Genomic DNA, 13,272 nt, shown 5'->3' on the forward strand with positions numbered 1-13,272 from the left:
CGCACCCTACGGTTTCTTGGGTTCGTCCTTCTTCGCCGGCTCCGTCACCATGTCGCCGTGTGAGGAGAATTGGCGCTGCGGCACATTCAGCTTCACCTGAATCGTCCGCTCTTCCTCATTCACTTCAAAGGTCTGGCCGAAAGTCTGGTAGCTGCGGGCAATGACCTGCACCAGGATGTCACCTTGCGGGATCGGCGGAATCTTCACCCAGCCCTCGCTGTTGGTCCGCATTTCCCAATTCGTGATCATCTTCTTGCCCAGCTTGGTGACGCTGCGGCCCTTCACAAAGCGGACAATCACACTCGCCCGGTCGATCGGGTTGCCGATGTCATTGGTCACTTCAACGCGCAGTGTGGTCATCGGAGTCGCGGCATAGGCCGGCGCCACCAGGAGAGTTGCAAAGGATGCGCCCGCGGCTAAGGCTTCCCGGCGAGTTTTCATAAGCTTATTTTAGGCCACATCGGGCAGCAGGAAGCGACTCCCTTTTCCAAGATATGCGCTCGCCGCCTCCGCGGCCAGATAACCGCTGCGCACAGCGCCTTCCATCGTTGCCGGCCAGCCGTTACGCGTCCAATCTCCGGCCAGGAAAAAGTTGGGAATCGCCGTGCGTGCCCTCGGCCGCTTCGGTTCGAGACCAGGCTTCGCCCGGAAGGTGGCCGCAAATTCTTTCACCACATGGGCCTTCACCAACTTGGCGCCCGCCAGCTCTGGAAGGAACTCGCCCAGTTCCTTCACCGTCATGTCGATAATCTCTTGCCGCTGCATCCGTAGCATCAATTCCGAGGCGCTCACCACAACCATCAGATAGCTGCCGCCACCCTTGTTGAAGAACCACTGGATGTGCCGGTCGAGCAGAGTTCCATGTGGCAGTGTGGTGACAGAACGGTCGAACCAGAGATGGATCCCCGTAATCGGCGAAGGCTCAAAGGCTCCATAGGCCAGCGGCAACTCCTCCGTAATCTGCTTCAACTTCTCGGGAGGGAGCGCACTGATATAGGTCTTGGCAGTTCTCCACTCGTCGCCCACCAGGACGCCGCGGGAAACGTCGAAGGCCTTCACCGCGGCCCGCTCGTGCACCGCAACATTCGGCATCTCCAGACGATACAAATCGCCCAGACGCACCTTCGGAATGCCCATCTCGTAGGTGTCGGCTCCAGCCAGAAACCCGAGCCACACGACCTGAAAACCATGCGCCGCCGCCATTTGATCGAGCTCGACGTTGATCGCGCTCACCAGCACCTGCCGCCAGAATCGCTCGATCACACGGGTGGACTGCTTTTTTTCCTGCAACCACTCGAGCATCGAGATATCGTCCAGATCGGTACGGGTCTTGCGCTCGCGCCGCAGCGCCAGCATTGCCCGGCCCAGTTGGATTTTCTCTCCAATACTCAACCAGCTCGCGCGCAGAAAGCTCCCCAGGAAGTGCATCGGCGCGGGCAGATTTCCTTTGTGCAGAACAGAAGTGCGGCCGCCAGGCTCGATGAAATAGAAGTCACGATGGAATTCGATTCCATCGCGCACGCCCATACGTTCGTAGAAATCAAGAAGATTGACGCAGCACTTCAGCAGGACGTGCTGGCAATTGTCGATTTCTTCGGTTTCGCCGTCAGCGCCGGCAATCGGATAGGAGGTCGCCCGGCCACCCAGAAAGGGTTTGGCCTCCAGGAGCTCCACTTGAAAACCAAGACTCCCCAGTGCGGTGGCTGTCGCGAGCCCAGCCAAACCGCCGCCAATCACGATGGCGTCTTTCACCAGGCACCTATGCCGGTGTCAAGACGCGCTTCCGCTTGCCTCCGCCACCCGAGTCGTTGAGCAAGTAATACGCGATCAAGCCGCATACGGCGTAAAAGACGATATCTTGCAAAAACGATTCCATAGTACGGCTTGGCCTCCAGTATGCTCTGTTTTACAAATGCGAGCAATGCTCGGGCAGCTTCAATCCGATCCATATCGATCTAGTACTCTTATTCTTTACTTAAGCGCGGACAGGCCGCTGGGCCAGGATGCGGATGGCATTCCGGATCAATCGCAGGCCGCCCTCATCCTCCAAGGTCAGCATACTTTCCGGGTGAAACTGGACTGCCTCGATCGGAAGCTCCTTATGCCGGACCCCCATGATGATGCCGTCCGCCGTTTCCGCCGTGATCTCCAGAGAGGCTGGCAAGACGCTGCGCCGCGCGTAAAGCGAATGATAGCGGCCCACCTTCAACGGGTTCGGCAAGCCTTCAAACACACCCTGATTCTGATGCGACACATCAGATTGCTTCCCATGCATCGGATAATCCAATACATCTAAGACGCCGCCAAAGGCTTCCACGATTCCTTGCAATCCGAGGCAGACGCCAAAAACCGGGATGCCCCGCTGCGCACAGTACTGTACCGTCTGCGGCACTCCAAAATCCCCCGGCCTGCCCGGCCCTGGAGACATCAGAACCAAGGTCGGATTCACTTGCTCGATCAGCGACAGGTCAAAACCAGAGCGATAAGTCACCACCTCGGCGCCAGCCTGCCGCGCATAATTTGCGAGCGTATGGATGAAGCAATCATCGTTGTCGATCAGCATCAGCTTCACCGGCACTTCGAGCTTGTCCTCGGCGTTAGCTACCTTCTCGATTTTCGCCACTGGCTGTAAAGCGCGGAAGAAGCTGGTGGCTTTGAGCCGCGTCTCGTTTTCCTCAGACGCCGGGTCGGAGTCATAGAGCAGCGTCGCGCCAGCAGGATACTTCGCGTAGCCGTCCTTCAGGTGCACGGTGCGGATCAGGATGCCGGTATTGATGTCTCCGGACAGGCTGATCATGCCGATTGCGCCACCATACCAGCCACGAGCCGTCTTTTCGAGATCTTCCACCGCCTGAGCGGCCGCTTTCTTCGGCGCGCCAATTACCGTCACCGCCCACATGTGGGTGAGGAAAGCATCGAGCGAATCGAATTTTGGATCGAGGGTTCCCACCACATGGTCGACGGTATGAAACACACCGGCATAGCTTTCGATCAAGCGCCGTCCAATCACTTCGACGGTTCCCGGCAGGCATACACGCGACTTGTCGTTACGATCGACATCGGTGCACATCGTGAGCTCAGACTCTTCTTTTGCCGAGTTCAGCAGCTGCTTGATGTTCTCCGCATCCTTCAGCGGATCGCCGGTGCGCTTGGCGGTGCCGGAGATAGGACAAGTCTCCACCCGGTCGCCGTCGACGCGGACAAACATTTCCGGCGAGGCGCCAATCAGTTGCTCTTCGCCAAACTGAATCAGAAACTCGTAGGGACTCGGGCTGGCCACCTGGATCCGCTCAAATAATTCCGAAGGCTTGCCTGAGAACGGCGCAGAAAAGGTCTGGCGCAGCACCACTTCGTAGTAGTCGCCCACCTTCATGCCGTCGCGGCACTTCTCCACCTTCGCCATGTATTCGGCAGGCTCATGATCGGCCGTAATCGGGCCGGCCTTGCGCTTGACTGGCTTCGTTACCGGACCCGCCTTGCGCGGCATGCCGGCTGTCGCCAGCTCCCCTTGGCGGAACTCGAAACTCACCCGCTCGATCGCCTCTTTTTTGCGATCCATCAGATAGATTTCGTCGCAAAGGAAGAGTTGCAGGTCCTTGACACCATCGCGCGGCAGCTTCAACTCGATCGGATCAAACTGGAAGAGCAGGTCATAGCCAAAGGCCCCGATCAACATCAGGTCTTTTACTTCCGGGTTGCCGAATTCCTGCATCAGACTGCGCAGAATCGAGAAGGCGGAAGGCTGCTTGGAGCGTTCTTCTTCGCTAAACAAGGCAGGCAGAGGCTTCAGCAGGCCGCGCAGAATCGCCGGCTCGCTGGTGAAGGCTTCCCAGTGCGGATGATCCTTCAGCACGCCCTCGAGCATGCGCAGAATCACTTCGCCCCGCTCATTCAGCGCGTGGAACTCCATCTCACGCCCGCGAGCCACAATTTCCAAAGGCGGCGCTACGCTTGCGAAATCCCAACGGGAATACCGTCCCGGATATTCGTAACCGGAAGACAGAAAAACGCCGCGCTTTTTGTCGAGTTCGCGAAGCCACTTCACCAAACCCTTGGAGTAAGGAAGCTTGGAAGTGCTGCGCGAAACGGCAATGCCGCTGCGGCTGAGGTATTCAATTTGAGACATCGCTATTCTTTGATGATACGCTCTCGTCTGAAACCGTAGCTTATGCACAGACGTGACTTCTTGGCCTCCGCTCTCGCAGCCGCTGCTCCCACCTGGGGCAACGATGTCTTCGATATCCACCTGCACCCCCGGCGCGACACCCACTCGGCGATGGAACACCTGCAAGGCTCCGGCATGACCCGCGCCGCCTTGCTCACTCATTTGCGCGACGAAGCCCGTGCCCAATCAGAGATTGCCGCCCATCCGAAGGCCTTTGTCTGGTTTGCGGCAACCGACCCCAAACAACCGAACGCCATCGAGTTGCTGCGCAAGGCAATCGAAAGCGGCGCCAAAGGGGTCGGCGAAATGAAGGACCATCTGGCCGCAGACTCGCCTGAGATGCGCAAAGTTTATGACCTCTGCGCCGAAATGAAAGTGCCCATCACCCTGCACTTCGGAGAACTCCCCGACTCGAAAGGCGCGGGCGACTTCAATACCGGCTTCCGTACTTTCGACAAAGTGCTCAAGGCCCACCCACGCACGAAATTCTTTGGCCACGCTGATTTCTTCTGGGCCAACATCAGCGCCGACTACGCTCTCGGCACCACCTACCCAGGCGGCAAGATCCAGAAGGGCGGCCTCACAGACCGCTTTCTCGCCGACTATCCGAATCTCTATGGCGACATGTCCGCCAACTCCGGCAATAACGCCCTCACCCGCGACCCCGAGTTTGCCAAAGACTTCCTCATCCGCCACCAGGACAAGCTGATGTTTGGCAGTGACTGTGGCTGCTACGACGGCAATGGAGCAGGCGGCAGCCCTCTGCTGCCGCGCCTGAAGGGCAAATGCACCGGGCACGACACGCTCGAGGTGCTCAAGAGCCTGACCACGCCGGCGGTCTTCCGCAAAGTCACCTGGACCAATGCAAACCGCATCATCCTCGGATAATCACAGGAATCGTTAACACTCCCAGCCTTTTTCCGTCTTCTCAAGCGAAATTCCCGGAAGGAGTTTCGGAAACAGGAGATGCAAATGAAACATGCTTGGAAATGGTTCGTGATGGCGCTCGCCCTCCCGGCCGCGCTGGTCTGGGCGGGAGGGCTCTATCTTGAGGTGGGCAACCCCTCGGCGAACGCTGAAGCGAAGGCAATGCGTGCCGTCCTTGTGGCACGAGTGACGTCTTGCCACGAGCCAGGAAAGTCTGTCGTCACCGCGGCGATGGTCGAGTCAAAGACAGGCACGCTGCACCGCACGGAGTTGAAGGTGGTGCCGCTCAAAACCGTTGGCACTTACGCCATTCTGGGCGAGGTGCCCAAGGGCGTCACGATCGATCTTGGCGTCACCAACCCGGAATTCGATCACTACAATCCGCACGTCCTGATCCGCACCGACGAGAAGGGCATCCAATGGAACAGCTTCAAGCACTTCGGAGGCAAGCCCCCGGAGGCGAGAGACTTCCAGATTTCAGAAAACTAGAATAGGTCCCGTGGCTGTTCCCCTCGTCCGATCGCCGGAAGCCTCCGACACCGAACTGGTGCAAGCCGCCAGAGCCGGGAATCGTGTGGCTTTCGGCACGCTTTACGAGCGCTACCGGGCGATGGTGCACGGGATTCTGCTGTCCCATGTCCGTTATGGAGAGGCCGAAGATCTGATGCAGACAGTGTTTGTCCAAGCGATGCAGCGCATGGAGGCGCTCCGCGAGACAGCAGCCTTCGGGGGCTGGTTGTCGATGATCGCACGCAACCTTGCCAAGGATCACCATCGGGGCCGCAGGAATCTGGTGGAAGTGGAGAAGGCCGACGAAGTATGCCGAAATGCCACCCCAACCTATGAAGCCGAGGAGGCGATCGCGGCCATCCGCCGCTTGCCGGAAGCCTATCGGGAAACCTTAATCCTACGCCTGGTAGAGGGAATGACCGGGCCAGAAATTGCGGCGCGTACCGGACTGACACCCGAAAGCGTGCGCGTGAACTTATGCCGGGGGATGAAGCTGCTGCGAGAGGAATTGAAAGGCAAAAGCAACCATGAGTGAGGAGTATCTGTGGGATCGATCCGGTGAGCCGGACCCGGAAATCGCGCGGCTGGAATCGCTGCTCCAGCCCTACCGTTATCAAACTCCCAAGAAGCGGAATCATTGGGCGCCGCTCGCCATCGCCGCAAGCGTAGCGCTGCTGGCCGCGCTCGGCTACTGGAGCAGCCAGGCTTCCCCCTCGGACTGGAAAATTGCGGGTCAGAATGTCCAGACCGGCAAGAGAATCGAGACCGGACAAGAACCCGTGAAGCTCGAAGCCGATGGCTTCGGCGAAGTGAATCTCGACCCGCACTCGAGCCTGCGCGTATTAGCAGCGAAAGATGGCAAGCAACAGCTCGCCCTGCAACGGGGCCGCTTGCATGCCTTCATCTGGGCGCCGCCCGGCAACTTCAGCATCGATACTCCTTCGGCAAAATCGATCGACCTCGGCTGCGCGTACACGTTGAGCGTGTTGCCGGACGAGTCCGGCTTTTTGACGGTGCAAAGTGGCTGGGTCGCCTTCCAGGCGGGCAAGATCGAATCCTTTCTGCCTGCAGGTGCAGCCTGCCGGACCAAAGCGCGGCGAGGCCCCGGCCTGCCTTATCTCGAAGATGCAAGCCCGGCCTTCCAGGCAGCGGTTGTGCAGTTTGAAGACAGCGATGGGGCACAAGGAGTGCCAGCGATCCTTGCCCACGCGCGCAAAGAGGACGCACTCACGCTCTGGCACTTGATGTTGCGGCAATCCGGGGAGCAGCGCGATCGAGTCATCGAACGATTTGTCGCGCTGGTCCCCGGCGGGAACGAAAGCGGACTCAAGTCGCAAAGCGCGGCCGCGATTGACGCCGCGTGGAATGAGCTGGGCTACGGTGCTACCGATTGGTGGAGAAGCTGGAAACACCCCTGGCAAACTGGCGCGCCCTAAAGCGGCATCTCTTCCGGCGGCCCACTCAGCACCTGCCGGACTTCAATGGGAATCTGCCCCGGAATCCCTCCCGGGCCCGGCGCCGAGGAAGCCCGCGCCGCAATCTGCAGAGCCTGCGCTTCATTCTCCACTTCGACGATCCCATATCCGGCGAGGAACTCCTTCGATTCCGGAAAGACACCATCCGTCACCGGCTCTCCACGGCTCCCGGCCCGCACGATCTTGGCATGTTGAGGGAATGCCAGCCCTTCTGTCGAAACAAAGACTCCGGCGTCCTTCAATTCCTTGCTGAACGCGCGCATGAAGTTGATATTGGCCTGAAGATCCTGCTTCGACCACTTCGCATACCAGTCGAAATCGGCTTTGGGCGCCGACATCATCAGCATGTATTTCATTGCACTGACTCCTTTCGATTTTGGCGCCGGCGGAGCGCCGGTTCCTGAGGAGGTCGAAGCCATTCGGAGGGCCTTCGACATTTCGCAATTATTTTCGCGACGAATCCACTCAAACGCGAAACTTGGCAGCACACCACAAACAGGCCGCCATCCCGACGAAGCTGGGCGACAACACAATCAGCGCATTGATCACGTTATAGCGGTCTTGCTGCGCCGCCGCGTAGAGACAAAATAAGGCGCAACTGGCTCCCACCACAGCGAGCCCGTAGAAGGCTGGAATCCGCAGCGGCGCAATGGCGCCAGCGCCCAGCACAAAGCCAAGAACAGCGAAGAAAGCAAGAATCCGCCAGCCATAACGGAGCGGATCCTCAATGCCTGCCCCAAAAAAGGCGAGGACCTGGATGAGGACAGACCAGCCATCGCGCGGGCCTGCGGCAAAAAGCAAAAGCGCGCTGACAAAGAGTGTCAGGCCGAAGGCTGGCAGCATGAGGACAAGGCAGACTAAGTAGGCTAGATAGGCCAAGAGAAAAGCTCCTCCCATCGTTGTGGGCCTGCTTATTATGGCATTTGCTTAGTCGGCGCCGTTGTCTCGATCCAGAATCTGCTTCGCCGCTCGCTCCCCCGTCTCGATCGCTCCATGAACCGTCCCCCCATGTCCGTTTGTGCTCGTCGCCTCACCGGCAAAGAAGAGCGTATCCTCAACGGGCGTGCTCAGCGTCCGGCGTGCATTCCGGCCCCGCACCGGCACATAGCTGTAAGCGCCGCGAAAGAAAGGATCGGAATACCAATCATGAAAGTAGGCCGCCGCCGGTTCCGGAACCTTTCGATTCAGAATGCGCGAGAGCGATTCTAGCGCCTGCTCGATCACATTCGCCTGACTCGTGCCGATCAGCCTGTCGCTGGAGGGGCCCGAGCTCCACCCGGTCAACAACGGCGTGATCACTGGCTTGGTCGTCCACCAGGTGGGGAAACAGTCTTCCTGCGACAGTAGAAAAGTGGCGTCTGCCAGCCGCTCATCCTCTTCCCAAAACGCATTCTCAAAGCGCAGCCCCAGCCGGTAAACCTGCCCAAACTCCAGCTTTCCCACCGCATCAAGAATCGCTTCCGGCCGCGGCTCGAAGCGAATGGTTTCCTCCGCCTGCAGCACGCCCAACGGGACAGTGACGATCAGGTGGCGGCAGCGCAAGGACGACTCGTTCCCGGTCAAGGTAGAGCGCATCTGCAAACGCGCCTCGCCCTTCTTCCATTGCACCGTCGAGACCCACTGGTGCAGCCGCACGACGGATGGCGCATCGGGAATCGAGTGATAAATCGCGAGCGGCAACTGGTCATAGCCACTGAGGATGCGAAAGGAGCGGTCGCCCTCAATCGCATCGGCTGCTTCCGCATCCTGCTGCAGAGAAGCGACACTGATGCGGTCTTTCCGGGCGGCGTTGAAACCTTCTACTTTTGCCGTGGCCCACTGTTGTACTTGCGGCGGATAGCGGGAACCTTGGAGCGCATCGGCAAAACTGCGGTCTGGCGTGGCCGCCAGATTCGACACCAGTTCGTCGGCAGCCTCGGCGACTTTCTCGTCCCCTCGGATCTCGCCGCGATGGAGATGGAGGAACTGCGAACCGAGTTCATAAAAAGGAAGCGCGGCAGCCTGAATGAGATCCCAGGAAGCCGCAGGACGGCCATGAAGAAACTCCGCGCCCAACTCCATAGGGAGTGGAGAGAGCGGATCGTGAATGGTGAGAATCCGGCCCCCAATCCGGCCGCTCGCCTCGAGGCAGATCACTTGCTTGCCGTGCCGGGTTAGCCGGGAGGCCGCCGCCAAACCCGAAACTCCGGCTCCAATAATGGCGACGTCGCAGTCCACTGTTCACCTCACGCCTATTCCGTGATGATGTGGGAGTGAAGGATGTTACTGGAAAGAAGTTCGGGTGCTGGCCAGATCAACACAGATGCCTCTTGAGCTGGACTCGCGCATGCGGGCTGCCCCAAATTTACGTTGCTCTGTTTGAAAAAGTGGGGGTACAGCACGCTACCGGGCAGTCTGGGACACCATTCCACCACGCCAAACTTTTGCAGCAATCGGCAAGAGTGGCTTGGTATTGGTGAGCCCGCCTTTCGGCGCGTGGACGACGGGAATGGGGGAACGCACCGCTGTACAAGCCATAGCAAAGACGGTCGTCAATTTGAGTTCCCGCTTTGGCGAAGCGCAGGGAGACACCGCACCGAGAGTTGTCGAATCCATCACTCACACACTGCTTTACTTACTTCAGCGAGAGCGGTGAATTCGGGAACGGAAACCGAAGCTGAAAAGAAACGCTGTGACCGAGCTCCCCTCAAACGGTGGCTTCCGAACGGCGATGCACTCAAAAAATAAAAGCGACCTGAAGGGCCGCTTTTGCGTTCTCGTATCTGCAGATACGGTCAAGATTTTCTGGAGCCGCCCGCCGGAGTTGAACCGGCGACCTACTGATTACGAATCAGTCGCTCTACCAACTGAGCTAGGGCGGCCCGCTTTTTCTACTTTATCATCGCTACCCCTTCTGCGGCTAGTGGATTCCCTTTTCGGTGGGATGGCTCCAACATTTCTGTCTCTTCATACTGAGGGAGGTCATGGAACTATCCCTTCGCACACTGGTGGGCGTCGTTTTGCTCCTGGGCGGTGGCTTTGCCATTCTGCTCTCCACCAGTGTGCTTACTTTTTTCCAAGTGATCTCCCTGACCTCCACTGTTGATTGCGCCCTTATCGCCGTCTTCCTGATGCTCGCAGGCGTCGCGCTTGCCTTCTGGCTGTCCTTCCAGAAACGCCAGCACCCCACAATCCAATCCCGGAGAAACGCACTATGAGTTCCCCTAGCAGCCCTACTGTGACTGCACCCCTTGGCCCCCCTCCCACCGGTAGCTTCGCCGGTCTCGGCGAGTACTGGAAAGATGATCTACTCAGCGGTTTCCTTGTCTTCCTCATTGCCCTTCCCCTTTGCCTCGGGATCTCCCTCGCCAGCGGCTACCCTCCCATGGCCGGTATCTTCACTGCCATCCTCGGCGGCATGCTCACCCCCTTCTTTTCCAATTCCGAACTCACCATCAAAGGCCCCGCTGCCGGTCTGATCGTCATTGCACTCGGTTGCATCACCGAACTCGGCGGTGGCAATCCCGCGCTCGGCTATAAAAAAGCACTCGCCGTCGGCGTCGTCGCCGGACTCGTACAAGTCGGATTCGGGCTGCTGAAAATGGGAACCCTCAGTGAATTCTTCCCCGTCGCCGCCGTACACGGAATGCTCGCAGCCATCGGCGTCATTATCGTCTCCAAACAGGCCCATGTGGCCTTGGGCGTCTCCCCCCATGCGAAAGAACCCCTCTCACTCCTCGCCGAAGTCCCCAACAGCATCCTGCACCTGAATCCAGAAATCGCAGCGATCGGAGCGCTCAGCCTGTTGATCCTGTTCCTCAAACCGCTCGTCAAATCGAGCCTGATCCAGAAGATCCCCGGACCACTCGTCGTTCTGATCGTAGCCACCCCGCTCGGCATCCTCTTCGACATCAACCACGATCACCTCTATACCTGGGCCGACCACACCTATAAGCTGGGGCCGAAATTCCTGGTCCAATTGCCAATGTCGATGATCAACGCGATCACCTTCCCCGACTTCAGTGAGATCACCTCCGCTGTGAGCATCAAGTACATCGTGATGTTTTCGCTCGTCGGCAGCCTCGAGTCACTGCTGAGCGCAAAAGCCGTCGACCTGCTCGACCCCTACCAACGCCGCACCAACTACAACAAAGACCTGCTCGCAGTCGGCGCCGCCAATACCCTCGCGGCCTGCATCGGAGGCCTGCCGATGATCTCCGAAATCGTGCGCAGTTCCGCGAATCGCAATAACGGAGCCAAAACGCGTTGGGCCAACTTCTTTCATGGCGCCCTGCTGCTGGCCATGGTGGCCAGCGTGCCGTTTCTGCTGAATCAGATTCCGCTCGCCGCACTGGCCGCGATGCTTTGCTTTACCGGCTACAATCTCGCCTCCCCCAAAGAGTTTCATCACATGTACGAAATTGGGAAAGAACAGTTCGTCGTGTTCTGTTCGACACTGATTGCCACCTTGGCCACGGATCTTCTGATCGGAATCGCGGTTGGCATTCTGGTCAAGCTGATTTTCCACATCGTACGCGGCGCCCAGCCCACCAAACTCTTTGTCGCCCACACCAGGCTCCATTACGACAGCGGGAGCCCCCGGCTGCAGGTCGCCGGCCCTGCCATCTTCTCCAACTGGCTTTCCCTGAAGAAGAAAATCGAAACCGCCACGGCAAACAAATCGGTCGTAGTAGATGTGTCACAATGCCCGCTGATCGACCATACCGTGATGAAAAAATTGTCGGAGCTCGATACCGACTACGCCCTCGCCGGCAAGAAGCTGGAACTTGTTGGCGTCGAAAGACACAAACCGCTGAGCACGCATCCTTTCGCTGCGCGCGTTTTATAATTCCGGAGTCACCAAATTGAAGTACATCTTAGCCACTCTGGCGGCAGCCTCGCTGTTCGCACAGGCCCCTTCTGCCCCAACGACGGGTCCCTCGGCAGAGAAAAAAGAGGAAAAGAAGATCGAATCGCCCTCGGGGCTGATCAATGATCAGCTCCCCGAGTGGATCCGGATCGGATTTGAGCATCGCTTCCGGGTGGAGAACTACACGGCGCTTCGCTATAACGACAACAACGATGACCATTGGCTCCTCAACCGGCTGCGCGTCAACCTGACCCTGCTGCCAACCTCCTGGTGGAGTTTCACCTTCCAGGGGCAGGACGCCCGCGTCTTTTTCAAGGAGAATCCAGCCGGGGCAGCCCCCTTCACCAATCGAACCGATCTCCGGCTCGCCTTTACAGACCTCGGCAATATCAGCAAGGGCAGAATCGCCCTGCGTGTCGGCCGGCAGGAATTGATCTATGGCGATGAGCGGGTCTTGGGCGCGGGAAACTGGGGCGCCACCGCACGCAGCTTCGATGCAGCCAAGCTTGTGCTGCGGCAGGGTCCGCTGCAACTCGATCTGTTCTCGGCGTCTGTCGTCATGCCCTTGCAACGTGGCATCAGCCATCATACACAGGGCGATAACATCCACGGCGCCTATCTGAAATGGACCAATCCACTACCCAACACGTCCGTCGAGCCCTATTTCTTCTGGCGCGTGGGCAAGGGGAAGGGGGATGTTCCCGGAGGCATCGGCCATCAGGATCGCCGCGTCACCGGACTCCGCGTGGCCGGTAAGCTGCCCGCCCGTTTCGATTACGTCGTCGAAGGCATCTACCAGGCGGGCCATATCGGGGCCTCCAGCATCGGAGCCTCGGCCTTCCATGGCAATCTCCGCTACCAGTTTTCACAAGGCAAGTGGAACCCGCGCTGGCTGATCGAATACAACTACGCCTCGGGCGATAAAAATCCTGGCGACGGCAAGAGTGGCACTTTTGACCAGCTCTATCCCACGCCGCACGACAAAACCGGCCTCGCCGATCAGGTGGGCTGGGAGAACGTGCAGCATGTCGGCACCGGTTTTGACATCACTCCCTTCCGGCGCTTTGTGATCAAGGCAGAAGTCCATGACTGGCACCTCGCCCAGGCCAAGGATGGCGTCTATCTCACCAACGGCAATGTCGTCTATCGCGATCCAACCGGATCCTCCGGCACCCACATCGGCCAGGAAGCCGATATTGTCGGCACCTACACCTATGGTCCGCACTACGCCAGCATTGGTTATGGGCACATCTTTCCCGGCGAGTTCCTCAAACGGATGAGCAATGGCACCGGGTTGAACTACCTGTATCTGAACGTCGGCTATCGGTTCTAGACCTCTTCCGCAA

The 13,272-nt window shown here is 58.7% G+C and carries 14 protein-coding genes and 1 tRNA gene; 7 read left to right on the forward strand and 8 right to left on the reverse strand.

Features of this window, described 5'->3' with window-relative positions; all coding sequences use genetic code 11:
- Positions 1-6 precede the first annotated feature (6 nt).
- The 3 genes from M017_RS0105255 to M017_RS0105270 form a co-directional block, all read right to left on the reverse strand.
- Positions 7-441: a peptidase associated/transthyretin-like domain-containing protein gene (locus M017_RS0105255; RefSeq protein ID WP_031496353.1), complete on the reverse strand. Its 435-nt coding sequence runs from the start codon at positions 439-441 to the stop codon at positions 7-9.
- Between the two features lie 9 nt (positions 442-450).
- On the reverse strand, positions 451-1,752 hold the full coding sequence (gene hpnE / locus M017_RS0105260) for a hydroxysqualene dehydroxylase HpnE (protein WP_031496355.1): 1,302 nt from the start codon (positions 1,750-1,752) through the stop codon (positions 451-453).
- 223 nt (positions 1,753-1,975) lie between these two features.
- Positions 1,976-4,126 (reverse strand): anthranilate synthase component I, encoded by a 2,151-nt coding sequence (locus M017_RS0105270; RefSeq protein ID WP_031496357.1) that lies wholly within the window; start codon positions 4,124-4,126, stop codon positions 1,976-1,978.
- Between the two features lie 42 nt (positions 4,127-4,168).
- Here M017_RS0105270 and M017_RS0105275 point away from each other — a divergent pair, with 42 nt between their 5' ends.
- The 4 genes from M017_RS0105275 to M017_RS0105290 all read left to right on the forward strand — a co-directional run bounded on the left by M017_RS0105275 (position 4,169) and on the right by M017_RS0105290 (position 7,038).
- On the forward strand, positions 4,169-5,053 hold the full coding sequence (locus M017_RS0105275) for an amidohydrolase family protein (RefSeq protein ID WP_031496359.1): 885 nt from the start codon (positions 4,169-4,171) through the stop codon (positions 5,051-5,053).
- Between the two features lie 84 nt (positions 5,054-5,137).
- A complete protein-coding gene (locus tag M017_RS0105280; RefSeq protein WP_155121251.1) occupies positions 5,138-5,581 on the forward strand; it encodes a hypothetical protein in 444 nt (147 codons plus the stop codon).
- A 10-nt stretch (positions 5,582-5,591) separates the two neighbouring features.
- Positions 5,592-6,137, forward strand: coding sequence for an RNA polymerase sigma factor (locus M017_RS0105285; RefSeq protein WP_238325817.1), 546 nt, complete (start codon positions 5,592-5,594; stop codon positions 6,135-6,137).
- Complete coding sequence (locus M017_RS0105290; protein ID WP_031496363.1) at positions 6,130-7,038, forward strand: FecR family protein; 909 nt, start codon at positions 6,130-6,132, stop codon at positions 7,036-7,038. Before M017_RS0105285 ends, M017_RS0105290 begins: the two co-directional genes overlap by 8 nt.
- On the opposite strand, the gene M017_RS0105295 is transcribed toward M017_RS0105290, so the two are convergent.
- From M017_RS0105295 to M017_RS0105315, 5 genes are all read right to left on the reverse strand, one after another.
- On the reverse strand, positions 7,035-7,433 hold the full coding sequence (locus M017_RS0105295; protein ID WP_031496365.1) for a YciI family protein: 399 nt from the start codon (positions 7,431-7,433) through the stop codon (positions 7,035-7,037). The two genes, M017_RS0105290 and M017_RS0105295, sit on opposite strands and share 4 nt — an antisense overlap.
- 109 nt (positions 7,434-7,542) lie before the next feature.
- Positions 7,543-7,956 carry a hypothetical protein gene (locus M017_RS0105300; protein ID WP_155121252.1) on the reverse strand — a complete coding sequence of 138 codons (414 nt, stop codon included), beginning with the start codon at positions 7,954-7,956 and terminating at the stop codon, positions 7,543-7,545.
- Positions 7,957-8,004: 48 nt separating this feature from the next.
- Entirely contained in the window at positions 8,005-9,294 is a 1,290-nt protein-coding gene (locus tag M017_RS0105305; RefSeq protein WP_031496368.1) for a flavin monoamine oxidase family protein, read from the reverse strand.
- 165 nt (positions 9,295-9,459) lie between these two features.
- A complete protein-coding gene (locus M017_RS29640; RefSeq protein ID WP_031496369.1) occupies positions 9,460-9,672 on the reverse strand; it encodes a hypothetical protein in 213 nt (70 codons plus the stop codon).
- A gap of 190 nt (positions 9,673-9,862) precedes the next feature.
- Positions 9,863-9,938: transfer RNA gene (locus M017_RS0105315), tRNA-Thr, on the reverse strand.
- Positions 9,939-10,040: 102 nt separating this feature from the next.
- On the opposite strand from M017_RS0105315, the gene M017_RS0105320 reads away from it, so the two are divergent.
- The 3 genes from M017_RS0105320 to M017_RS0105330 are packed head-to-tail and all read left to right on the forward strand — an operon-like array spanning position 10,041 to position 13,259.
- A complete protein-coding gene (locus M017_RS0105320) occupies positions 10,041-10,274 on the forward strand; it encodes a hypothetical protein (RefSeq protein WP_155121253.1) in 234 nt (77 codons plus the stop codon).
- On the forward strand, positions 10,271-11,905 hold the full coding sequence (locus tag M017_RS0105325; protein WP_035957683.1) for a SulP family inorganic anion transporter: 1,635 nt from the start codon (positions 10,271-10,273) through the stop codon (positions 11,903-11,905). Before M017_RS0105320 ends, M017_RS0105325 begins: the two co-directional genes overlap by 4 nt.
- A gap of 16 nt (positions 11,906-11,921) precedes the next feature.
- Positions 11,922-13,259 carry an alginate export family protein gene (locus tag M017_RS0105330; protein ID WP_031496374.1) on the forward strand — a complete coding sequence of 446 codons (1,338 nt, stop codon included), beginning with the start codon at positions 11,922-11,924 and terminating at the stop codon, positions 13,257-13,259.
- Positions 13,260-13,272: the final 13 nt, after the last annotated feature.

The organism is Bryobacter aggregatus MPL3 (genome assembly GCF_000702445.1).
GTDB classification, from domain to species: Bacteria; Acidobacteriota; Terriglobia; order Bryobacterales; family Bryobacteraceae; genus Bryobacter; species Bryobacter aggregatus.

Coding starts and splice junctions, on each gene's coding strand:
- M017_RS0105255 (WP_031496353.1), bottom strand. CDS start 441: ATGAAAACTCGCCGGGAAGCCTTAGCCGCGGGCGCATCCTTTGCAACT.
- M017_RS0105270 (WP_031496357.1), bottom strand. CDS start 4,126: ATGTCTCAAATTGAATACCTCAGCCGCAGCGGCATTGCCGTTTCGCGC.
- M017_RS0105275 (WP_031496359.1), top strand. CDS start 4,169: ATGCACAGACGTGACTTCTTGGCCTCCGCTCTCGCAGCCGCTGCTCCC.
- M017_RS0105280 (WP_155121251.1), top strand. CDS start 5,138: ATGAAACATGCTTGGAAATGGTTCGTGATGGCGCTCGCCCTCCCGGCC.
- M017_RS0105290 (WP_031496363.1), top strand. CDS start 6,130: ATGAGTGAGGAGTATCTGTGGGATCGATCCGGTGAGCCGGACCCGGAA.
- M017_RS0105295 (WP_031496365.1), bottom strand. CDS start 7,433: ATGAAATACATGCTGATGATGTCGGCGCCCAAAGCCGATTTCGACTGG.
- M017_RS29640 (WP_031496369.1), bottom strand. CDS start 9,672: ATGGATTCGACAACTCTCGGTGCGGTGTCTCCCTGCGCTTCGCCAAAG.
- M017_RS0105320 (WP_155121253.1), top strand. CDS start 10,041: ATGGAACTATCCCTTCGCACACTGGTGGGCGTCGTTTTGCTCCTGGGC.
- M017_RS0105325 (WP_035957683.1), top strand. CDS start 10,271: ATGAGTTCCCCTAGCAGCCCTACTGTGACTGCACCCCTTGGCCCCCCT.